Origin of the sequence: Paenibacillus sp. FSL H8-0122, from assembly GCF_038005345.1 — a bacterium.
GTDB lineage: Bacteria > Bacillota > Bacilli > Paenibacillales > Paenibacillaceae > Paenibacillus_AQ.
The window spans coordinates 995142-1018406 of the sequence record NZ_JBBOTB010000001.1; the positions used below are offsets into that span (position 1 = coordinate 995142).

A 23265-nucleotide genomic window follows, 5' to 3' on the forward strand; every position below is an offset into this window, starting at 1 on the left:
CTGTGGTTCTAGCACAACTCTTCCGCTCATAGATTTGGAGTATGAGAGATTACAGAGGGCTTAGAGGAGGACATAACAATCATGAACAGAAAATGGTTTCAGCTATGGAATATAGGGCGGCTGCGCGGACGGCTGATGGATATTCTGTCGCTGGGAAGGACGATGCTGCTGCTGGCCGGAGGTTCGCTTGTGTTGTTCATGCTGCTTGGAGCCGGCGGATTGGCCGGGCAGAAGCTGAATTCTTCGCCCATTCCTTCCATGAAAGGTCTGGCGGCCTCGCTCTCCAGCGGATTCTTCATGGAGCTGCTGGGCATGGAGGTTCCCCATCTGCCGAAGGGCGAGGAGCCTTCGGCCTTCTCCGGGGACAAGGTGACCTCCTTCGTATTCCGGCTGCTTACCAGTGTTGATCCAGGTGATCCCAAGAGTCTGGTCTCGCGTGAGATGCCAGGACTTGCTGCCGATGATCCCTTCCTGCTGCGGCAAGGCTCAGGGGGAAGTACAGGAGCACCGGCCGACTATCATCCGGGGGGCGATGAACTGGCCACCGGAGAAGATCCCGGAGCAGGGGGCGATCCTGGAGCCCTGCCAGATTCTGGGGAAGGTACTGAGGCTGGTAATGGCCATGACAGTCCGGGGGAAGGCATGGCAGAGCCCGAGGCTTCGCCTGTCCCTGACCCGTCCGGTGCAGAACCTGACGAGGGCTACTCCGGAAGCGGAGATGCCGAGAACGGCACAGGAGATACTTCGGTCAAGCGGATTCTCGTTTATCATTCCCATCCCCGGGAGGCCTATAATCCGCTGCTTGGCGCACAGAGCGACAACCCCAGCTCGGCAGTTCCTTCCAAGAATGTCATGCTGGTAGGCTCCTATATTGCCAAGAGGCTGGAAGAGCGGGGGATCGGAACTGTCCATGCCCAGGAGGACTATGCTACAGAGGTACCGGGCTACAACTGGAACTTCTCTTATAAATATTCACGTATGACTGTGAAATCGGCCATGGCCTCCAATCAGAACATGAGTGAGCTGATTGATATCCACCGTGATTCGCAGCGGCACGGCAAAACAACAGCTTTGATTAACGGGAAAAATTATGCCCAGGTCTATTTTATTTTGGGGCATGCGAATAAAAACTGGAAACAAAACGAGGCCTTCGCCAATAAGATCCATCAGCTGCTTGAGAAAAATTATCCTGGAATTTCACGCGGGATATGGGGGAAATCGTCCGGAAACGGGAATAATGGGGAATATAACCAGACGTTGTCCCCGAACAGTGTGCTGATTGAGGTAGGCGGAATTGACAACAGCGCCGATGAGCTGAAGCGGACGGCGGATATTCTGGCGGATGCCATCGCTGATGTGTACTGGAGCAGCCGGGATGCCGAGAAGGCAGCTGCGCCAGATCAGGGCAGTACGCAATCTGGAGGCACCGGGGCAGAGACATCGACAGGTTCCTGAACGGATTATAGCTGAAAAGGAGTGGAGATTATGACACGGTTCGGTAAAAAGCTGGTGATGGTTGGAATATGGGCGGGCGTGGGGCTGCTGATCGGTCTGCAGTTCGGAGGCGGCGGTTCGGGAGTCTCCGGTATACTGCCGGACTGGAGTAAGCCGGCCGGGAGCAGCGCGGCTGTCAGCCAGCTTCCGGCTGGACAGAACGGCCCAGCCGGGACTGCGTACGTTCCGGCTGCCAGCACAGCCCCGGGCGGCCAGGCTTATGTATATGTGCCCGTAACTATTGATCCGGTAACGGGCGCTTACACCATGCTGCCCATGAAGCAGCCGGTTGCAGGTACACAGGCGCAGACGGCTGGCGGCACGGGCAGCCTCCCGCAACAGGAGGTGAAGGACTACTCTGCGCTCAGTCCCGAGCAGATTCTGATTCCAGAGGAGCAGAAGCCGACTGTGGATGTGCTGGCGGATAAGACCGCCGGGCTGCTCCAGCAGGCTTCGCAGAAGGGCATCCGCTGGGTGGTCTCCCTCTTCGACTCCTCGGAGGAGTGAGCAGGAGCTGCCCGGAGTCTCCCGGGCTGCAATGAGGTTGAGGACACAAACGGCTGCGGATGATGGAAGCCCGCACCCGTTTGTGTGTTTTTTTGCAGGGTTCAGCTCGCAAATGTAGAGGGTCTGGGCGGTTTCTTTCTTTTCCGGCGGCTGGCGGGATTGATGGGCGGAGCCCGTACTGTTATAATAAGTGGATTAACATTAGGCTGTCTGTGGGGGTAAGGAATGACTGACGTTCAGAAACGACAACAACAAATTCGCAATTTCTCGATTATTGCACATATAGACCATGGCAAATCGACACTGGCTGACCGCATTCTGGAGTATACGGGTGCGCTGTCTACGCGTGAAATGCAGGAGCAGGTTCTGGATCAGATGGACCTGGAGCGCGAGCGCGGCATCACCATTAAGCTGCAGGCCGTACGTCTGACGTACCGTGCCGATGACGGACAGGATTATTATCTGAATCTGATTGACACACCGGGGCATGTCGATTTCACCTATGAGGTATCACGCAGTCTAGCTGCCTGTGAAGGCGCTCTTCTGGTAGTGGATGCAGCCCAGGGGATTGAGGCCCAGACGCTGGCCAACGTGTATCTGGCCCTGGATAACAATCTGGAGATTCTTCCGGTACTCAACAAGATCGATCTTCCGAACGCAGATCCCGACCGGGTAAAGCAGGAGATTGAAGATGTCATCGGGCTGGATGCCAGCGAAGCCGTTCTGGCTTCCGCTAAGGCAGGCATCGGCATCAAGGAGATTCTGGAGCAGGTTGTGAAGCAGGTTCCGGCGCCGACAGGCAGCTCGGAAGAACCGCTCAAGGCGCTGATCTTCGACTCCCATTATGACCCGTACAAGGGTGTTATCGTCTATGTCCGCGTAATGGACGGCAGTATCCGTGCCGGTTCCAAGATTAAAATGATGGCCACCGACAAAACCTTTGAGGTGATCGAGGTCGGAGCCTTCATGCCGCGTATGACCATTGTGCCGGAGCTGAACATCGGTGATGTCGGCTTCATTGTGGCCGGGATCAAGCATGTAGGCGACACCCGTGTCGGGGATACGGTGACGGATGCCAAGAATCCGACCCCTGAACCGCTGCCGGGCTACCGCCGGATTAATCCGATGGTCTATTGCGGTCTCTACCCGATTGAGACTTCTGATTATAATGATCTCCGTGAAGCGCTGGAGAAGCTGCAGCTGAACGACGCTTCCCTGAGCTTCGAGCCGGAGAGCTCCAGCGCCCTCGGCTTTGGCTTCCGTTGCGGCTTCCTGGGGCTGCTGCATATGGAGATTATTCAGGAGCGGATCGAACGCGAGTTCAATCTGCCGCTGATTACTACGGCGCCGAGCGTTATTTACCGTATTAAGCTGACGAACGGGGAGACCATCCAGATCGACAATCCGTCGCATTACCCGGAGATCGGGACGATTGACTTCATCGAAGAGCCGTATGTCAAAGCAGCCATTATTGTGCCTAACGACTTCGTGGGTACCGTTATGGAGCTGTGCCAGAACAAACGCGGTGAATTCGTCAACATGGAGTATCTGGACAGCAACCGTGTAACCATTACGTACGAAATTCCGTTGTCCGAGATCGTCTACGACTTCTTCGACCAGTTGAAATCCGGCACGAAGGGTTATGCCTCCTATGATTACGAGATCTCCGGTTACCGCCAGTCCAATCTCGTCAAGATGGACATCCTGCTGAACAATGAGCAGGTCGATGCACTGTCCTTCATCGTTCACCGCGACCGCGCTTATAACCGCGGCCGGGTCATCTGTGAGAAGCTGCGCGGCATTATCCCGCGCCAGATGTTCGAGGTGCCGATTCAGGCATCCGTCGGCACGAAGGTGGTTGCGCGTGAGACCGTTAAGGCCATGCGTAAGAACGTACTCGCCAAATGCTACGGCGGCGATATTTCGCGTAAGCGGAAGCTGCTGGAGAAGCAGAAGGAAGGGAAGAAGCGCATGAAGCAGGTCGGCAGCGTCGAGGTGCCGCAGGAAGCGTTCATGGCCGTGCTTCAGATTGAGTAGCAGCATATAAGCTCCCCCGGAACTTTCGGTTTATCGCAGAAACGGGTGCCGCCCTACGCAGGGCGGTGCAGCCGTTTCTTCTTGCTTTTCAGCAGCAGGTAGTGTGGCAGGCCTGTATATTAATAGAACAAAAGGAGACAGCTAATGAACTCAGCTATGAACTCTGCACAGAGTGGCCGTCCCCCTGAGGCCGTATATATTCACATCCCGTTCTGCACCAATAAATGCTTCTATTGTGATTTCAATTCTTACGTGCTGAAGGATCAGCCGGTGATGGACTATCTCCATGCGCTTGACCGCGAGATGGAGCTGACCGTGCAGCACACGCCTCCGGGTGTGATCAAGACGATTTTTGTCGGCGGGGGTACGCCTACTGTCCTCAAGCCTGATGAGATGGCTTATTTCCTGGAATCGGTCCGCAGGCATTTCCCGCAGTGGGATGAGCAGATTGAATTCTCGATGGAGGCTAACCCCGGCACAACCGATATCGACAAGCTCAGAGTCATGAAGGAAGGCGGCGTCAACCGGGTCAGCTTCGGGGTGCAGGCGTTCCAGAATGAGCTGCTGAGCGGAATCGGCCGGATTCATGATGTGAATGACGTATACCGCAGTCTGGAGAATGCCCGTGCGGTCGGGCTTAATAACCTGTCGCTGGATCTGATGTTCGGCCTGCCGAACCAGACGGTGGATATGCTCAGAGAGAGTATCGACAAGGCGCTGGCGCTGGATCTTCCCCATTATTCCATCTACAGTCTGAAGGTGGAGGAGAATACGCTGTTCCACACCCTGTTCAACAAGAACAAGCTTCCGCTGCCGAATGAAGAGGATGAGCTGGCGATGTATCTGCTGCTGATGTCTACTATGGAGGCCGCAGGTTATACGCAGTATGAGATCAGTAATTTTGCCAAGCCGGGGCTGGAGAGCCGCCACAATATAACGTACTGGCGCAACGAGGATTATTACGGTCTGGGCGCAGGGGCGCATGGATATGTGGGCCGGCAGCGGCACATGAATATCAAGGGCGTGAACCCGTATAACGAGGCTTCGCGCAGCGGGCTGCCGCGTCTGGACAGCTTTGAGGTCTCCGAGCAGGAGGCGATGGAGGATTTCATGATGGTCGGCCTGCGGATGCGCGAAGGGATTTCGGATGCGGCGTTCCGCTCACAATTCGGAAAGCCGCTGGAGGCTGTTTTTGCAAAACCGCTGCATAAAATGCTGAAGGCCGGGCTGCTGGAGCAGTCGGGGGACACCTATCGCCTGAGCAAGCAGGGAATCCTGTTTGGCAACGATGTTTTCGGGGAATTTGTCGGTGCTTTGACAGTGGTTTAATTTTGAAATACCCCTTGAATTGTAATTCACCTTGTTGTATATTTATTCATATTAACAACAAGGGGTGAGTCAAGGTGCTTGTCAAAACGGATCATTTCCAAAAGGCTTCTCCAGCAGGAGAGCAGCAAGTGATATGCAGAAATGCTACGGTGGAGGATGTAGAGCCGCTGTATCTGATGATAGAGGAGTATGCCAGGCAGGGGATTATGCTGCCCCGTTCAAGGCAAGCACTGACCCGCCAGATCGACCAGTTCGTGATCGCCGAGATCGGCGGCAAGTTTGTCGGCTGCGGTTCCTTGTTCCGGCTAGGAAGTGATCTTGTGGAGGTCCGTTCGATTGGCTTGAATGATGCAGGTAAGGGCAAAGGTGTAGGCACGATGATTCTGGAAAAGCTGGTTGAAGAAGCGAGACGCCAGCGGATCCCGAAGATTATGGCACTGACCTATGCCGTGGACTTCTTCCTTAAGAACGGCTTCGATGTGGTGCAGAAGGAGATATTCCCCGAGAAGGTCTGGACCGATTGTGTCAACTGCAAGAAGCAGCATGCCTGTGACGAGATCGCCGTGCTGAAGAGACTGGACTAATCCGGCGGGCCATAGCCTCCGGTAAACTATAATAAGAAACCACTGTTCACCCGGAAGCTGATGCTTCAGGGTGACAGTGGTTTTTTACGGATAACAGACCCAAATCTTGCTTTGACTAAAATAGGCGCAATCAAGTTGCTGAACTCACTTGACAATGCCGAGGTCAGTTTGGTATTTTTGTATTAGTGGTTAGCACTCATCTCACTAGAGTGCTAACGAATCGGAGCCACAGCCGGATAGGAGGGAATAACATGTTAACTGAACGCCAGAGAATGATACTGAATGCCATTGTCGATGACTATATTTCTTCCGCTGAGCCGGTGGGCTCGCGCAGTATCTCGAAACGCGGGGATGTGGGCTACAGTCCAGCCACGATCCGCAACGAAATGGCCGATCTGGAGGATCTGGGTTATCTGGAGCAACCTCATACGTCGGCAGGGAGAATCCCGTCCCATAAGGGCTACCGCTATTATGTGGATCATCTGGTACCGTGGAATTCCGCCGAAACGGCCGAACTGGGCACGATCCGCGCTTTTTTCGCCGAGAAGCTGAATGCTACAGAGCAGGTTATCCAACATGCGGCAATGATCCTGTCCAATATGACGAATTATACTTCCATCCTGCTGGGACCGGAGGTTTTTCATACTTCATTGCGCCATTTTCAGCTGCTTCCGCTCGATGACAAGACCGCTGTGGCGATTATCGTTACCAGCACCGGGCAGGTAGAGAACCGAACCGTGAGTCTTCCTCCGGAGATATCTGTCTCCGAGATGGAGAAGGTCGTGAATCTGCTGAACAGCAAGCTGGTCAATGTACCGCTCTACAAGCTGAAGAGTCAGCTCTATTCCGAGCTGGGCGAAGAAATGCAGCGCCACATCTCCCATTATGAAGAATTAATGCAGGTGCTGGATAAAGCGCTTGAGAGCGACCAAGATCAGCGGATTTACTTAAGCGGAGCCACGAATATGCTGACCCAGCCGGAGTTCAAGGACGTCGACAAGGTGAAGACGATTCTGGATCTGCTGGAGGAGACACCCACGCTGCTCAAAATGCTTACCCCGGCCAGCAGCGAAGCAGGAATGCAGGTGCGCATCGGTACAGAGAATAAGCATGAGGCTTTTGCCAACTGCAGTCTGATCACCGCCACCTATTCATTAGACGGCAAGCCGTTGGGGAGCATTGGTATCCTGGGTCCGACCCGTATGGAGTACGCACGTGTAATGGGTATTCTGGGGATTTTGTCCCGGGATTTGACAGCGATGCTGGCACACTGGTATAAGTGAACAGAGTGTACTAGTCCATGATGAATATTATTAAGGAGGTGAAGACAACTTGAAAGAGGAAGAGGTTCAGGAAATGAATGAGAAGAATGATCCCTCGGTGAATGATAATCACGCAGCTGAAGAGGCAGATACCACAGCGGACAGCGGCGCATTCACGGCTGAAGAGGCCAGCGAGGCGGCTTCAGGCAATGAGGAGTACAGAAAGCTGCAGGAGCTGGCAGATGAGCATCAGGCGCGCACCTTGCGTGTGCAGGCTGATTTCGATAACTTCCGCCGCCGGACCCAGAAAGAAAAGGAAGAGCTGGCGCAGTACGCAACGTCTAAGCTTGTAACCGAGCTGCTTCCGGTAATGGATAACTTTGAACGCGCACTGGCGACTCCTGCAGCAGGTGCAGACGCTGAAGCGTTCATCAAAGGCGTGAATATGATTTTCCGGCAGCTGGAGGGAGTCCTTAAGACTGAAGGACTTACAGCCATGGAAGTGGTAGGACAGCCTTTTAACCCTGAATATCATCAGGCGATCATGCAGGTGGAGAGCGAGGAGTACGAGGAAGGCATCGTGACGGAAGAGGTCCAGAAGGGCTATCTCCTGAAGGATAAGGTTCTTCGTCCGGCCATGGTCAAAGTCAGCATGTAGATCTGTTCTATATAAGATAATAAAAATCGATGAAGCCCCGGGCTTCACATTATTTCTGAGGAGGCACATTACTGTGAGTAAAGTTATCGGTATTGACTTAGGAACCACGAACTCTTGCGTTGCCGTTATGGAAGGCGGCGAAGCCGTCGTTATCCCGAATCCGGAAGGCGCGCGTACAACCCCATCGGTTGTAGGCTTCAAGAAGGACGGCGAGCGCATCGTCGGTGAAACGGCAAAACGCCAGGCCATTACGAACCCGGACCGTACCATCGCTTCCATCAAGCGCCACATGGGTACAGGCCACAAAGAAAGCATTGACGGTAAAGACTATTCTGCACAGGAAATCTCGGCTATGATTCTCCAGAAGCTGAAATCCGATGCTGAAGCCTATCTGGGCCAGCCTGTAACTCAGGCGGTTATTACAGTTCCTGCTTATTTCAATGACAGCCAGCGTCAGGCTACTAAGGATGCAGGCAAAATCGCCGGCCTTGAAGTGCTGCGTATCGTCAACGAGCCAACAGCAGCAGCTCTTGCTTACGGTCTGGAGAAATCCGAAGATCACACCATCCTGGTCTATGACCTTGGCGGCGGTACCTTCGACGTATCCATCCTTGAGCTGGGCGACGGCTTCTTTGAAGTAAAGGCTACCAGCGGTGACAACCGTCTGGGCGGAGATGATTTTGACCAACTGGTTATGGATTATCTCGTAGCTGAATTCAAGAAAGAGCAAGGCATTGATCTGAGCAAGGACAAAGCGGCTGTTCAACGTCTGAAGGATGCTGCGGAAAAAGCGAAGAAAGAGCTGTCCGGCGTACTTACAACTACAGTATCGCTTCCGTTCATCACGGTAGTTGACGGAGTGCCTCAGCATTTGGAGATCAACCTGACCCGTGCCAAGTTCGACGAGCTGACGGCAAGCCTGGTTGAGCGCACGCTGGGACCTACCCGTCAAGCGCTGAAGGATGCCGGAATGACCCCTGCGGATCTGAACAGAATCGTACTGGTCGGCGGCTCCACCCGTATTCCTGCCGTACAGGATGCGATCAAGAAGCTTACCGGTAAAGAGCCTCACAAGGGCGTTAACCCGGATGAAGTAGTAGCCCTGGGTGCTGCTGTTCAAGCGGGCGTACTGACTGGCGATGTAAAAGACGTAGTTCTGCTCGACGTAACTCCGCTGTCCCTCGGTATTGAAACTGCTGGCGGCGTGTTCACGAAGATGATTGAGCGCAACACTACGATCCCTACAAGCAAATCGCAGGTGTTCTCGACCTTTGCAGACAGCCAGCCTAGCGTGGAAATCCACGTATTGCAGGGTGAACGCGAGATGGCGAACGGCAATAAGACGCTGGGACGCTTCATGCTGAACGAGATTCCACCGGCACCGCGCGGCGTACCGCAGATCGAAGTTACCTTCGACATCGATGCCAACGGTATCGTTAACGTCTCTGCTACAGATAAAGGCACCAACAAGAGCCAGAAGATCACCATCACTTCTTCCAGCGGTCTGAGTGACGCAGAAGTGGAACAGATGATGAAGGATGCCGAGTTGCACGCTGAGGAAGACCGCAAGCGTAAAGAACTGGTCGAAGCCAAGAACGGTGCTGACCAGCTCGTATACTCCACAGATAAAGTAATTAAGGATCTGGGCGACAAGGTCGATGCTTCCGAGATCGATAAAGCGAATGAAGCTAAGGACAAAGTGAAGGCTGCCCTTGAAACTGACAACCTGGAAGAAATCAATGCCGCTACAGAGGCGCTCAATGAGATTGTGCAGCAGTTGTCCGTGAAGCTGTATGAGCAGGCTGCGCAGGAGCAGCAGGGTGCTGAAGCGGGTCAGGATGCTGCTGAAGGCAATGCCAAGAAGGATAACGTGGTAGATGCGGATTACGAAGTGGTTGACGATGAGAAGAATCAAGGGTAACCTTAGACGATAAGTTCTATGGTGGTGAGAGGGAAGGTCAAGACCGGGGCATCCCGGGTTTTGGCTTTCCTTTTACCTTGTAAATGGGGAGAATTAACGATGTACGGAGGTGAAAGCAGTGGCAGATAAACGTGATTATTATGAGGTTCTGGGCCTCGGAAGAGATGCTTCAGAAGACGAAGTGAAGAAGGCCTACCGCAAGCTGGCGCGCCAGTACCATCCCGATGTGAATAAGGCCAGTGATGCTGAGGCTAAGTTCAAAGAGGTGAAGGAAGCCTATGACGTTCTGAGCGACGGGCAACAGCGCGCGCGGTATGATCAATATGGGCATATTGACCCTAATCAGGGAATGGGCGGCGGCTTTGGCGGCGGTGGCGGAGATTTCGGCGGTCTTGGGGATATCTTCGATATGTTCTTCGGCGGCGGCGGTGGACGGCGTGATCCGAATGCCCCACAGCGCGGCGGCGATTTGCAGTATACAATGACCATTGAGTTCAAGGAAGCGGTGTTCGGCAAAGAGACCGATATTACCATTCCGCGCACGGAGACCTGCGATACCTGCTTCGGCTCCGGAGCCAAGCCGGGTACGAAGCCGGAGACCTGTTCCGTCTGCCACGGCAGCGGACAGCAGGAATTCGTGCAGAATACACCGCTTGGACAGATGCGTAACCGCCGTCCCTGCTCCCATTGCAGCGGCACAGGCAAAATCATCAAAGAGAAATGCACCACCTGCGCAGGCCAGGGCAAGGTGAAGAGACAGCGCAAGATTCATGTGCGTATCCCTGCCGGTGTCGATGACGGCGCGCAGCTGCGCATGACTGGTGAAGGCGAAGGCGGCACACGCGGCGGCCCGGCCGGAGACCTGTACATTGTGATCCGCGTGAAGAATCATGATTTCTTCGAGCGTGAGAACAACGATATTATGTGCGAGGTTCCCTTGACGTTCGCTCAGGCGGCGCTCGGTGACGAGATTGAGATCCCAACGCTGACCGAGAAGGTGAAGCTCAAGATCCCGGCAGGCACCCAGACCGGTACCTTCTTCCGCCTCAAAGGCAAAGGAGTTCCGCATCTGCGCGGCAACGGCGTCGGCGACCAGCATGTCCGCGTCATCGTCGTCACGCCTAGCAAGCTCAGCGAAGAGCAGAAGGACCTGCTCCGCCAGTTCGCCTCCTTCAACGGAGAGAATACGCATGAGCAGGAGCAGTCGTTCTTCGACCGTGTGAAACGGGCGTTCCGGGGAGACTGAACTTTTAAGTAATATGAAATAAGGATGGAAGAGCTTGTAAAACAGCGCCTCATCTCCATTAAGTGGAGGCGGGGCGCTGTTTTTTGCCGGGTATATTGTCTTTGTGGTTCTGTTGTATTTGATACAACAGAATGCTTCTGAAATTCACCAAAAAGAGAATCTGTTGCACAACATACAGTAGAAATTCTTTAAATGGGCATTTTTAAACAGATATCTAAGAATTAAATGTATGAAATACAACAGAATCTCTTTTGGGACGAATTAAAGGGGATTCTAATGTAGTAAATGCAATCAGAGGTAGTATGCACATTATCTGCAGCAGCGTCTGCTCAAGTGTTCAAACGGGTCATAACCAAACAAAAAAGGCTGTCCAGAGTAGTCATGTAACAACTACTGGGACAGCCTTTTAAGCTTATTCTACTACTCGATTAATCCGCTCTTGCTCAGCAATTCATAGAGTGCAGCGGCTGCTGTCTCGCGGGTTGCCGGAGCTGTTGGGTTGAAAGCAATGCCTGATTCGCTGGCGAAGATGCCGGCTTTGGTCAGGGCTTGCAGACTGTCCTTGGCGTAAGGGGCTACCTTAGCGCTGTCGGAGTAGGTTGTGAACGAAGGATTGGCAGCGGCCTTCAGTTCGGTTCCAGTCAGCTTCAGGGCTCTGTCCAGAATGACGGCCAGCTCCTGACGGGTTACCTTCTGGGTTGGGGCAAACTTGCCGTTACCAATGCCCAGAATCAAACCGGCCTTGGAGGCTGCGGCGACATCCTTGGCGTACCAGTCCGTTGATTTCACATCGGAGAAGGTTACGCTGGCATCGGTACGTAGACCCAATGCACGGGTCAAGAGCGCTGTGAACTCAGCGCGGGTCAGATTGCTCTGTGGTGCAAAAGTAGTCGCTGAGGTTCCCTGGATAATCAGCTTGTCGGCCAACGTCTGGATGGCAACAGCTGATTTGGAATTAGCAATGTCTGTGAAGGCTGCTGCCGGTTTGCTGACTGCTGCATACACGGAGAAGCCTGGACGGCTTACTGTAACAATGGTTGTTCCGTCTGGCTGTGGTGTGAAGACAGAAGCAACCGGGGTCACCAGTCCATCTTTTTCAAACAATACGCCTGCTGTCTTGGATTCAATCTTGCCTGGTACAGTAAAGGTGCGCTTGATGAACACGTTGGTTGGAACGTTCAAGTAAGTGCTGCCTGTAGCTGTAGTCCATGAAGCTTCATAGGATACCGGGGTTCCGATAACCTGGGCACCCGGAGTACCTGCAATCAGCTTGCTGGCTGCGTCTGGTTCTTGCTTAATTACTAGCTTCAAGCTCTGGCCTGCAGGGGAAGCGGCTAATAAGGATACCGGCAAGGCTACAGCAGATCCGCCAACATTCACGATAAGGGTGCTGCCTGCTTGAATGGCGGACAGTAATTTCACCTGATCAGCAGTCAGGCTCAGTTCAGCAGACTTATCTGAGATGCTGATCAGAGAGATAACAACGGCTGTCTTGACAGTAGCGGCTTTGTCCAGAGCGGCCTTCAGATCGCTGTCGCTCACGGTTACTGTCGTTACACCATCCTTCGATGCGGTTAGAGGTGTTACCGTTACTTGCTGAACGCCTTCTTCAACAAGGGACTTCACAGGTTCTGGAACCACCACAGGTGTTGGCGTAACTACTGTACCGCCACCTCCACCACCGCCGCCGCCATTGTTTCCACTGTCAGAGACAGTGATAAAGCGGAATGAGGTGTAGGCACTGTAGTATTCATCATTGTTATAGTCAATCTTGATCGGTTTGGTGTTATCTTTGGCTTTAATGCCGAGAACCTCAAGCTTGTAGACTCCATCGGTCAGACCCGCCACCGCAGGGTTGCCGTAAGCATCCAAGATTGGATCACCATTGTGGTCATATGGGTGATAGGTTGATGATACAACCGTGCTATAGTTCCCAGGCTCGAAGAACTTATCCGGCGCACCGGTCGTGGATACCTGGAAGGAGCCCTTCTTGGTATCATCAAGACCAATCAGATTTACTTCATAATAGTTAATATCATCTGCTTTCAGCTTGTAGTTCAGAATAGCACTTGAATTGGTATAGACGATCGGCTGGTTCAGTGCAGCTTCCTGAATGCCTGTGCCCCAGCTAGGCTGTTCGGTCGTCTTATCTACATTGATTGCAAACGGCAAGTGCAGAGTTGGCTGTCCTGCTGCTTCCAGGACGACATTACCTTGCAGCATTTGCGGCACGGTATCAGCAGCGACGGTAACCTTCAGGTTGAACGTGGAGGCACCTTTCGCGGCGGCAGTTACCGATGATTTGTCGAGTGTCGCAGATACATGCTTGGGATCACCATAGTTCCATTCCACGGAAGCAGAATAGGTAAGCGCAGTATCGCTCATATTCTTTAATTGCAGCACTTGGCTAGCTTCAGAACCGGGAAGCAGGGTGCCAAAGCTTGTAGACGGATTGTAGTTGATTACATTCTGCGGGACAAAGTTCTTGTCCAGAATGGAGATCGGCTCGATGGATTGCAGCAATGCCGGAGTATTAATGGCATTCTCTACATTAGCGCGTCCTGGGCCTTGTAGATAGAAGTCTTCAGGAGCTTCCTGATAGAACACAGGATCTGCTGTGTTGGCCAGAGCGGCACGAATGTCTAATGGTGTATAAGTTGGATGTGCCTGCTTGATCAGCAGTGCCAAGCCTGCTACATGCGGTGTTGCCATACTTGTACCACTAATACGATTGTATGCTTTGGAATAATCAGTTCCTGGATGACCTTTGCCATAAGCAGGCCACGTAGACAGCACTCCGTCACCAGGAGCTACGATGTCCGGCTTAATGCTTAATTTACCGTCGAAGTTCGGTCCTAGTGAGGAGAAGCTGGTCACTTCATCGCCGGCGGTCATATCCATCGGATATTCGGAGCTGAAAGTAAAGTAAGCAGGTTTGTTGCCGTTAGCAACAATGGCTCTGGCTAAAGCGCGGCCTTGGGAGCCCTTCAGGTCCAGCGTAGGGATGTTGTCATATCCATCGCCAAGGTTGGAACCGATAAAGTCAGAACGGTCAGTATAGCTCTCATCCAGAATAGCTACTTTCTTACCGTCTATTGTCTGGAAATTACCATTGAAGATCACAATAGCTTTGGCACCGTGAGCTTTGGCATTAGCAATCTTGTCTACAAAGGCTAGATCGCCACGGGATACCAGAACAACAGTTTTCTCACCGAAATTTCCTTCCGGGTAATCTTCATTTGCGCCTAAATTAGCGTAGAACACTTTAACCGGCTCTGTTCCAATAATATCGGCAAAGTCTGTTTGACCCAATTCATAGGCCATGACATGGAACGGATTATAGGTGTCATAAGTCACTGAAGTGACTGAACCCGTAATCTCTGCCTTGAACTCACCGGAGAACGCTTTGATAGGGCTATTAACGGCACCTACCGAAATTCCAAGTTGGGAGGCAGCAGGAGAACCCATGGAGAAGTAACCTGCTTCCCCATTATTCCCGTTCGCAATTACAGCAGTTACTCCAGAGAGTACTGCATTATTAATTGCGATGGAATCAGGGGAGTTAACATCCTTCTCGGAATCGGAGCCGAGCGACAGGTTGATGACATCCATGCCGTCCTTGACCGCACGTTCAATTCCGTCAATGACTTGAGCGGAAGATCCGGAGGAAGTATTCGGCTTATCAATATTACGGCCTAATACTTTGTAGACATACAAATCAGCCCCGGGAGCGACACCCTTCTGAGCCACATCACCCTTAGCTGCATACTGACCTATGATCGTGCCTGCTACATGCGTACCGTGGTAAGTTCCCGCATATCCTACACCATATTCTTCATCTTCTTCAGGAGTAAGCGGCACTTCTTCATAGGGATCATCATCCTGGTAAAAGGAGTCATAACCGCCCTTATAAGCTGGAGCAATATCCGGGTGTGTATAGTCAACACCGGTGTCAATCACACCGACTTTCAGTCCCTTACCGTCAAGACCTTTGTCTGCTGCCCAGTCGGCATGAATCTGCTTCAGGGGAGCATTGTCGTTTCTGTAAGTCACTTCGGTCACTGTCTGATCAGGGAGAGCGTACCAGGTGCTGTTCGGATAAATGGAAGACACGCCGGAGATCTTCGCCAGCTCAGGGATTTTGTCAGCCGGAACGGTGACTTCAAAGCCGTTCAGAATCGTGTCGTACTTGTAATTGACGGTCAGGTCAATCTTCTTGGCTTCAGCCTTATCAAGTACTTCTTCCTGCTGGCTGTTCACCGCAGCTTCTGTCGCTGAATTGGCGAGCGCTGTAATTCCTTGTCTGGCAGCATACTTGCCTACGGCGGCAGGCTGGCCGCTGAGTTGAACGATAACCCGGACAAGATTTGAGGATTTGGTGTTAATCTGTGGAGAAATATAAGGCTGATTCGCTGGAATCAAGGCTGGAAGATGATTGCCTGATACGGGTGTCTTCAAGCTGCTGGCGGCGAATGCCGCGCCTGGAATCATACTTGCAGCCACACCTAATGATAATGTTAGTAATGATAGCTTACGAGGTAATTTTGTCCACTCCAAATGTAATCCCCTCCACAATATGATGTTGGTTCTGGCTTCATCTCTCCTGCTACAGACAGTAGTCGGATTCTCCTTTTCTATTAATCCGGTTTATTTCCGTCAAGATTACTAGGAAAAATATTAAGAAGATTTTACCACTGGTTATTTGTAAAATCCACACAAAATTTATAGAGATTTGAGAACGTTTTTATTTTATGTGGAATGTTATATGACATGTTTAGTCTATTTAACCTATGAAACCAATCTTATAGGACAAAAAAATACAAAATAACAGAGAAAAAAACAATTTTCGTCATAATTACTGACATATATGCTGAGCGTAAAACGAACTTATAGTTTAGTAGTCTGGCTCCTGATTTCCTCCATTTAAAGGAACCTTTAGCCGGGAAATGTATAAAATTATGTCCGGAAATCCAAAATAGCCAAGTAAGCTTGTACGTTATGGACACCAGGCAGAAAGCGGGGAATTCCCATGTCTGAAAAAAGTATACTGGCCTACTTCAAAACCCCGGAGGAAGCGGAAGGGGTCTCCCGTAAGCTGCAGGCACTGCGTGCAGAGGAGATTTCCATTGACCGGTTCAGCAGGTTTGGGGGAAGCGGGCAGAAGCCGGGAGTAAATCCGGTTACCGGCAATTTGGCGAGCATGGATTCGATGACGGCAGTCAGTGACCATACGGGCATATTAGCTGCGGCGCATACGAGCGGGAGCGGAATGAGCCACGGCGGGGATGGCGGTCCGACGGGCAGAAATATTCTGCTGACGGTTATTGTAGATGCGGCTGTCCATGGTCAGGCGATGTCGCTCATTGAGGAAGCCGGCGGAATGATTTAAGGTCAGATAAATACATTGGAGGCTGATGGCAAGCGATGGACAGAGAAAACTCGAAAATCTTTTCCAAAACCGAAAAAATGAAAATGCTCTATGAGGCGAAGGCAGAGGATGTTGAATTCTCAGCAGCTGAAGCAGATCAGGATGATATTGAGGCCATGGACCGTTCCCGTGAGGCTGATAAGCGGCAGTTGGGAGAGATTATGAAGAAAGAATAACTCGGTGAAGTCAAGAAGAGATGAGCAGACGAATTGTTGCTACGGATACCCTGCGTAAGTGGGGTATTTTTGTGTTTTGGCGTGTATAATGGAGTGATATGCGAAGCCGGGAGGATACATAAGTGGATACAGTGATAATATGGGTGGGACTGGCGCTGCTGGTAGCGCTGTTAACCTTCCTGAACCAGAAGCAGGTCTATTCCTCCAAAGTGAAACGAGCTTACCGGGAGCTAAGAATGCTTGCTGAAAAGGTTCGAGCAGAACAGTCGGAGGCGGCAGATCTGGTAGGCTGGGAAGCTTCCATCGCCGAAATGGAAAAGCACCCCAATGAATTCAACAAGCTGGACAAGGAGATCGGTCTGCGCGAGGCCTTCGTCCAGTATCTGGAGCGGCATTATCCGCAGGATACGAGACTACCAGAGCTGCTGGAAGCGGCTGCATACAGGAAGGACAGCGTATGGGGAATTAAGTTAGGGAATTAAAAAATCTTATCATTTTAAAAGCTAAAATAGCCGTTAATAAGAGTAAAGTGAAATAAGCGAGTGTCGTCCGCATATCAGTTAAAAATTGAGATGTATAGGGAGCAGTCAATATGGAAAATCTAGCAGACCAAGCAGTTACAGACGAACTGGTTGTCAAAGCCTTGGAAAAGAATCTTGCCATGATCCGGTTTGATCTTAACCGCCGTGTCGCCTATGTCAATGAGATCTTTGCCCAGTCAGTGAAATACAAAACAGAGGATATGTACGGCATGCAGCACAGTCAGCTGTGCTTCCCCTCATTCGTGAACAGTCCCGATTATGAGTTGTTCTGGCAGAATTTAATGGCTGGCCGGAGCTTCCAGGACAAAATTGAACGGATGGACGCAGAAGGGAATTCAGTCTGGCTGGAAGCTACATATATGCCAGTGTTTGATGAGACAGATACCCATGTCATCGGCGTATCCAAGGTGGCCACCAACATCACGGAGAGACAGAATAACATGAGCCATGTCGTGGAACGGATGCAGGGAATGGCAGATAGCCTTAATCAGCGTGCGGACAAGGGAATTGAGCGGAGTCAGGAGCTGCTGCTGAGTATTGACAGGATTGCCGAGGTGTCGACCGAGAATACCGAAACGCTGCTGAATCTGCAAAAGCAGGCGGCGGCGATCCGCGGCGTAGTGCAGACCATCCGTGATATTGCTTCCCAGACCCATCTGCTTGCCCTGAATGCAGCGATTGAGGCTGCACATGCCGGAGAATTCGGCCGGGGATTCGATGTGGTGGCCAAGGAGGTAAGAAAGCTCTCCGCGATGGTGCAGGATCAGATTACCGAAGTGCGGGACAGTGTCCAGGCCATTACGGAAGAGGTCGGCAGAATATCCACGGGCCTGAACCAGGTGCAGGATAATGTCCAGCTCAGCCAGCAGCAGATTCAGGTGGCGCTGGATGAATTCACGCTGATTGCTACCTCTGCGCAGGAACTGGACAACCAGGCGCGTGAGGTCATGAATATTATCTAAGCTGTGCTTGCCCTGAAGATGAGCAGTTATTCCCGGACAATCTATCGTAAGCAGTATGCAGCCTGATCATTTCAGGTGGACATGCTGCTTTTTTAGTACATATAGCTGGATATGCTGCTGAAAATGAACCTTTTGAAGCCCGGGGTTGTTATAAAGGTAATTCAAACAAGAAAGGAGGGCATGCTCAAGTGGGCAACAGGGAATTATTCCAAACCTACAGCAAGGAGGTATACCGTACCTGCTATTATATGGTACACGATGCTGCCGATGCTGAGGATCTGTGTCAGGAGGTATTCATCACTCTCTTCCGCAGCGAGTGGCAGGGTATTGAATATCTGAAGGCCTGGATTATGAAAATCACCGTCAACACCTGCCTGAACCACCTGAAGCGCAGGAACAGCCTGCAGCAGAAGCTGACAGCCCATCTCCATATGTTCAGGGAGAATCCGCAGCCGCTGGTAGACAAGCTGGTGGAGCAGAAGGAAACGAAGCTGGAATGGGCGGGATACATGTCCCGGCTCCCGGCGAAGATCAGGGCGGTGCTGACGCTGCGGTATATGCATGATTTCAGTCTGGAAGAAATCCGCAAGATGCTGGATATCCCGCTGGGGACCGTCAAGTCGAGGCAGCATAAGGGGCTGCGCATGATGAAGAGGATTCTGGAAGAAGCGGGCGTTCAGCCCATAACGAAGGAGGACGATGAATATGGACAGAACCGAAGCACAGTTAAAGCGTCGCTTAAATGAGGATCAGGAGCTGATCTATCCGGATTTCGAGCAGATGTGGGGCCGGATTGAGCAGGCCGGATATGCATCATCCAAAGGCAGCAGCCGTGCGGGAGCAGGCAGCCCGGTCCGCCACCGCAACTGGCGAAAGATTACTGTCGCAGCCTCATTCAGCGTAGTGCTGATGGCTGTTCCTGTGTATGCCGCTGTGCAAGTTGACTGGGGGAATCTGCTGAACCATAGAAGCGGTGTACAGGCGGCGCTGGCACAGAATCTGGGTCAGCCGCTCGGACAGACGGTCACCAAGGATGGAGTAACCCTGACGTTACATACGGCGCTCTCGGATGAGAACCGGACTGTAATTCTGTATAGTCTGGACGTTGGGGGAGACAAGGGCAATGGAATGTGGAATGTGAATGGAATGTCCCTTAAGGATACGAATGGGAACGGCGATGAAAATGAATACAACTACCAGCAGTGGGATGAGAAAAATAAACGGTACAATGGTTATTTCGAGACGAACTGGAGTCCGGGACAGGAGACGGTCAAGGTAAGCCTGACCGCAACGGGGATTCAGTCCTACTCTCAGCAGGAGGTGGACTTGAAGTTCGATACCGACTCACCGGAGCGGCAGAGCTTCCAGGTGAACCGGGATGGACTAGAGTCGTTCAGTGTTCAGCCTTTTAAGGAAGGGAATGAACAGCTGATGCTGTCCACGGCAGCAGTCTTTAATAATCCAGAAGCTAAGAGCTTGGCATACCCGCAAATCATAGCATATAGAGATGGAGAGCCAGTCAAGAACTCTCAGGCAGGAGCAATGGGCAAGCCCGGAGACAACAGGGAATACACCTCGCTTCAGTACTACAAGCCGGGTGATGTGCCCAAGGCTGACACAACGTATAAGCTCAGCTACACCAAACTTGAACGCAATATTGATGGTCCATGGACGTTCGATTTCGAGCTGAGCAAGCAGAAGATGGCTGGCGCCACGATGAAGACGGCACTGGATCTGCCGTTGGAAGCGGAAGACACGACTAACAAGATTGAGCAAATGGTAGTAACGCCTACGCAGGTCCGTGTGTCCATCCGGACTAAAGCTAAATTCGCTGAGCTGCCTTATGTGAATTATAGTCTTGAGGTAGGCGGACAGAAGCTGGAAGGCGGATTGTGGTATTCGACATCGGAGGACAAGGATCTGAGAACGCTGCGCTTCGAACGGCCGGTAGATCTTGAGATTACAAAGACAACACCAATGACACTTGTAGGTAATTATAAGGTTACCCGGCATGAGGATGACAAGAAGCCACTGGAATTAACCAACATCTCCAGCGAGAAGCAGACGTTAATCCGGCAAACCGGCGGTTATCCGGTGCAGTGGACGTACTATATGCAGGGTGCAGATCTTTATGTAGAGATGAAGAGCGATGATCCCCATTTCGGCGGTGTGAATCAGACTCATATTGGCACAGGTAAAGATCGAATCTTGGGTAAAATAGTGACCGTAGGCTTCCGTGGAGACGGAAACAACCGCAGCATTGATGTGTATAAGGACTTCAAAGGCACAGAAGCTTCAATATACATGTTTTTCTACTCTACCAATGAACCGGACAAAGAGACACGGGTGCAGCTGCAAGGACAATAGTGACATTATTTTAACGGGAAGAACCTTGTGTTCTTCTCTTTTTTTCGTATACAGTTAGAAGATACGGCTTATGTACAGCTGAAGGATCATAAGGCAGAGGAGAGAGGTACGGTGGAACTAAAGCGCTGCGATTGGGTGAACACGGACCCGGTATATATAGCTTATCATGATGAAGAGTGGGGCAAGCCGCTGGTTGATGACCTGAAGCTGTTCGAGCTGCTGATGCTGGAGGGCATGCAGGCCGGATTGAGCTGGTATACGGTGCTGAAGAAGCGGGAGGGCTTCCGCGAGGCTTTTGACGGCTTTGATCCGGAGAAGATCGTGCTGTATGGGGAGGACAAAGTCGAAGAGCTGATGCAAAATGCGGGGATTGTCCGCAACCGTCTGAAGATTAAGGGAGTGATTACCAATGCACAGGTATACCAGCAAATCTGCCATGAGGAAGAGGGAGGTTTTGCCGGTTATCTGTGGAGCTTCGTCGGCGGGACGCAGGTTGTGAACCACTGGAAGAATAGAGCGGAGGTCCCTGCGACCACTCCCCAGTCTGATCAGATGAGCAAGGCGTTGAAGCGCAAAGGGATGAAGTTTGTCGGCTCGACGATCTGTTACGCTTTTATGCAGGCCTCCGGGATGGTAGATGACCATGCGCTGGATTGTTTTTGCCGCAGCACCCCGTCAGGCGTAGAGAGTTGAACGCAGTTTGGCGCTGAACGGGTAAGAAATGCTATACTAACTAAGACATGCTTCAAGGGAGATTATGCTCCCAAAACTGAGTCTATGCTTCCGAGGTAAGTTTGTTCGAAGCAGAATCGAGAGAAGTAACGCTCACAAACTTTTAGGAGGATTCATTACCATGCTATGGCAAGAATTGACGGTACATACAACCGAGGAAGCACAGGAGATGATATCCAATCTGCTGGTTGAGGCCGGAGCGGGCGGAGTCTCTATTGAAGAATCCGGGACGCTGAATAAAACCCGGGATACACGTTACGGTGAATTATACGATGAACCGCTCAATGACATCCCCGAAGGGGAAGCGGTCATTAAAGGATATTATGCGGAATCGGTGGACATGGACGCGGTTGTGTCCGAGGTGACGCCAAGGGTGGAAGAGCTGAGAGAGTTCGGCATCGACCCCGGGCTGGCACAGATCTCCTGGAAGACGGTGGATGAGGAGGATTGGGCCCATGCCTGGAAGCAGTACTTCAAGCCGCTGCGCGTCTCGGAGCGGCTGACCATTAAGCCGACATGGGAAGAATATACCCCGGCCTCTGCGGATGAAAAAATTATTGAGATCGACCCCGGCATGGCCTTCGGAACCGGGACGCATCCGACAACGGCGCTGTGCCTTCGCGCTCTTGAGAAGCATATTGTCAGCGGTGACGAGGTCATCGATGTAGGTACGGGCTCCGGTATCCTTGCTGTCGGAGCGATGCTGCTCGGTGCCGCCTCTGTCCTGGCGCTGGATCTGGACCCGGTCGCCGTGGAGAGTGCCCGCGAGAATGTGGCACTGAACCGGCTGGAGTCAGCGATCACCGTGAAGGAGAGCGATCTGCTCTCGCTGCTGGGCGGTGAGGGGGCGGCGGATACCGCAGCCGGAGAGATGTGGCCTTCAGCCCGGCCAAGCAATACGGCTGACCAAGAGGCCGTTCCTGGTGTTGCCCCGGCGGCAGACGGGCTGGGAGTGACTCTGCCGGTCCGGGTCGTCGTGGCGAATATTCTGGCCGAGATTATTGTACTGTTCACGGACGATGTCTACCGTGCGCTTCAGCCGGAGGGGATCTATATTACCTCGGGGATTTATAAGGATAAGGAAGGGCTAGTCGCGGAAGCGCTGAGGTCCTCCGGTTTCGAGATTTTAGAAGTAACCCGCGAAGAAGATTGGGTGGCGTTCACAGCCGGAAAGAGGTAGACATGGGTTCCCTGGATCAAATTTTAGTATATCCTTTGCAGCAGCTTCCGTTTTTTCTGATTACGATTGTTATTGCGTTTACAGTGCATGAATTCGCACACGCCTATTTTGCCAATAAATTCGGGGACCCTACAGCGCGTCTGCTGGGCCGTATGACCTTGAATCCTGCGGTGCACTTTGATCTCTTCGGTATCATTCTGCTGCTGATTGCGGGCTTCGGCTGGGCGCGTCCGGTTCCCGTGAACCGGGATAATTTCCGCCGTCCCCGCCTGATGGGTGTCATCGTATCGGCCGCCGGACCAATCAGCAATCTCCTGCTGGGTATTCTGGGCGCGCTGATCTATGCGATTCTTGTGGGAACGGGCACGATGGATTCGATCAAGAACGAGCAGGTGCTCCGGGCGCTGATCTGGTTCTTCGGGATGTTCATTCACTTCAACTTCTTCCTCTTCTTGTTCAACCTGATTCCGCTGCCGCCGCTGGACGGTTACCGGATCGTAGAGGATATCGCACCGCGTCCGATCCGTGGAAGACTTCAGCAGTATGAGCAGTATACGGTTTTCCTGTTCCTGCTGATCATCTTCATTCCGGGTCTGCGCGCCTATACGATAGAACCGCTTAGCTACTGGGCGACACGTACGGGTAATGATTTCTTCCAGCTGTTCCTGAGGATGTTCGGGGTCTGAGAACGTCAGTAAGGACGGGGGCTGTTCAGTGCCCGGCAAACGTTGTAGAATATAATGTGATTATTAAGTAGATGAATGATACGTGTGAAGCGGCGGCCGGGACCTGATTTGGCGGGGACTACGCCGCTTTTACGCTGAATAACGGACAGAATGA

At 52.1% G+C, this 23265-nt stretch carries 19 protein-coding genes; 18 read left to right on the forward strand and 1 reads right to left on the reverse strand.

Going from position 1 to position 23265, the window contains the following annotated elements:
• The first annotated feature begins 81 nt into the window (after window positions 1-81).
• From NSS64_RS04415 to dnaJ, 9 genes are all read left to right on the forward strand, one after another.
• Window positions 82-1455, forward strand: a complete 1374-nt coding sequence (locus tag NSS64_RS04415; RefSeq protein WP_341139341.1) for a stage II sporulation protein P — start codon at window positions 82-84, stop codon at window positions 1453-1455.
• Between the two features lie 30 nt (window positions 1456-1485).
• A complete protein-coding gene (locus NSS64_RS04420) occupies window positions 1486-2001 on the forward strand; it encodes a hypothetical protein (protein ID WP_341139342.1) in 516 nt (171 codons plus the stop codon).
• A 225-nt stretch (window positions 2002-2226) separates the two neighbouring features.
• Window positions 2227-4038 carry a translation elongation factor 4 gene (gene lepA / locus NSS64_RS04425; RefSeq protein ID WP_340938830.1) on the forward strand — a complete coding sequence of 604 codons (1812 nt, stop codon included), beginning with the start codon at window positions 2227-2229 and terminating at the stop codon, window positions 4036-4038.
• Window positions 4039-4182: 144 nt separating this feature from the next.
• A complete protein-coding gene (gene hemW / locus NSS64_RS04430) occupies window positions 4183-5367 on the forward strand; it encodes a radical SAM family heme chaperone HemW (RefSeq protein ID WP_340938832.1) in 1185 nt (394 codons plus the stop codon).
• Between the two features lie 74 nt (window positions 5368-5441).
• The gene (locus tag NSS64_RS04435) at window positions 5442-5951 is read left to right on the forward strand and encodes an N-acetyltransferase (protein WP_340938834.1); all 510 of its coding nucleotides are present in this window, start codon (window positions 5442-5444) and stop codon (window positions 5949-5951) included.
• A 251-nt stretch (window positions 5952-6202) separates the two neighbouring features.
• The gene (gene hrcA, locus NSS64_RS04440) at window positions 6203-7234 is read left to right on the forward strand and encodes a heat-inducible transcriptional repressor HrcA (protein ID WP_340994015.1); all 1032 of its coding nucleotides are present in this window, start codon (window positions 6203-6205) and stop codon (window positions 7232-7234) included.
• 49 nt (window positions 7235-7283) lie between these two features.
• Complete coding sequence (gene grpE / locus NSS64_RS04445; protein ID WP_341139343.1) at window positions 7284-7871, forward strand: nucleotide exchange factor GrpE; 588 nt, start codon at window positions 7284-7286, stop codon at window positions 7869-7871.
• Between the two features lie 73 nt (window positions 7872-7944).
• Complete coding sequence (dnaK, locus tag NSS64_RS04450; protein WP_340938839.1) at window positions 7945-9792, forward strand: molecular chaperone DnaK; 1848 nt, start codon at window positions 7945-7947, stop codon at window positions 9790-9792.
• A 118-nt stretch (window positions 9793-9910) separates the two neighbouring features.
• A complete protein-coding gene (gene dnaJ / locus NSS64_RS04455; RefSeq protein WP_341139344.1) occupies window positions 9911-11038 on the forward strand; it encodes a molecular chaperone DnaJ in 1128 nt (375 codons plus the stop codon).
• A 420-nt stretch (window positions 11039-11458) separates the two neighbouring features.
• Here dnaJ and NSS64_RS04460 read toward each other — a convergent pair whose 3' ends face one another.
• The gene (locus NSS64_RS04460) at window positions 11459-15529 is read right to left on the reverse strand and encodes a S8 family serine peptidase (RefSeq protein WP_341139345.1); all 4071 of its coding nucleotides are present in this window, start codon (window positions 15527-15529) and stop codon (window positions 11459-11461) included.
• Between the two features lie 538 nt (window positions 15530-16067).
• Between NSS64_RS04460 and NSS64_RS04465 the strand changes: the two genes are divergently transcribed.
• The 9 genes from NSS64_RS04465 to NSS64_RS04505 all read left to right on the forward strand — a co-directional run bounded on the left by NSS64_RS04465 (window position 16068) and on the right by NSS64_RS04505 (window position 23111).
• Entirely contained in the window at window positions 16068-16427 is a 360-nt protein-coding gene (locus NSS64_RS04465) for a hypothetical protein (RefSeq protein WP_340938842.1), read from the forward strand.
• A 35-nt stretch (window positions 16428-16462) separates the two neighbouring features.
• The gene (locus NSS64_RS04470; RefSeq protein ID WP_036732220.1) at window positions 16463-16642 is read left to right on the forward strand and encodes a YfhD family protein; all 180 of its coding nucleotides are present in this window, start codon (window positions 16463-16465) and stop codon (window positions 16640-16642) included.
• Window positions 16643-16764: 122 nt separating this feature from the next.
• A complete protein-coding gene (locus NSS64_RS04475; protein ID WP_341139346.1) occupies window positions 16765-17124 on the forward strand; it encodes a hypothetical protein in 360 nt (119 codons plus the stop codon).
• Window positions 17125-17234: 110 nt separating this feature from the next.
• On the forward strand, window positions 17235-18146 hold the full coding sequence (locus NSS64_RS04480) for a methyl-accepting chemotaxis protein (RefSeq protein WP_340938845.1): 912 nt from the start codon (window positions 17235-17237) through the stop codon (window positions 18144-18146).
• Between the two features lie 188 nt (window positions 18147-18334).
• A complete protein-coding gene (locus tag NSS64_RS04485; RefSeq protein ID WP_209872145.1) occupies window positions 18335-18892 on the forward strand; it encodes an RNA polymerase sigma factor in 558 nt (185 codons plus the stop codon).
• Window positions 18852-20513, forward strand: a complete 1662-nt coding sequence (locus tag NSS64_RS04490; RefSeq protein ID WP_341139347.1) for a DUF4179 domain-containing protein — start codon at window positions 18852-18854, stop codon at window positions 20511-20513. The genes NSS64_RS04485 and NSS64_RS04490 overlap by 41 nt, the downstream gene beginning before the upstream one ends.
• Before the next feature lie 111 nt (window positions 20514-20624).
• Window positions 20625-21206 carry a DNA-3-methyladenine glycosylase I gene (locus NSS64_RS04495; RefSeq protein WP_340938848.1) on the forward strand — a complete coding sequence of 194 codons (582 nt, stop codon included), beginning with the start codon at window positions 20625-20627 and terminating at the stop codon, window positions 21204-21206.
• Window positions 21207-21366: 160 nt separating this feature from the next.
• Window positions 21367-22425 (forward strand): 50S ribosomal protein L11 methyltransferase, encoded by a 1059-nt coding sequence (gene prmA / locus NSS64_RS04500; protein ID WP_341139348.1) that lies wholly within the window; start codon window positions 21367-21369, stop codon window positions 22423-22425.
• 2 nt (window positions 22426-22427) lie between these two features.
• Window positions 22428-23111: a site-2 protease family protein gene (locus tag NSS64_RS04505; protein ID WP_340994003.1), complete on the forward strand. Its 684-nt coding sequence runs from the start codon at window positions 22428-22430 to the stop codon at window positions 23109-23111.
• Window positions 23112-23265: the final 154 nt, after the last annotated feature.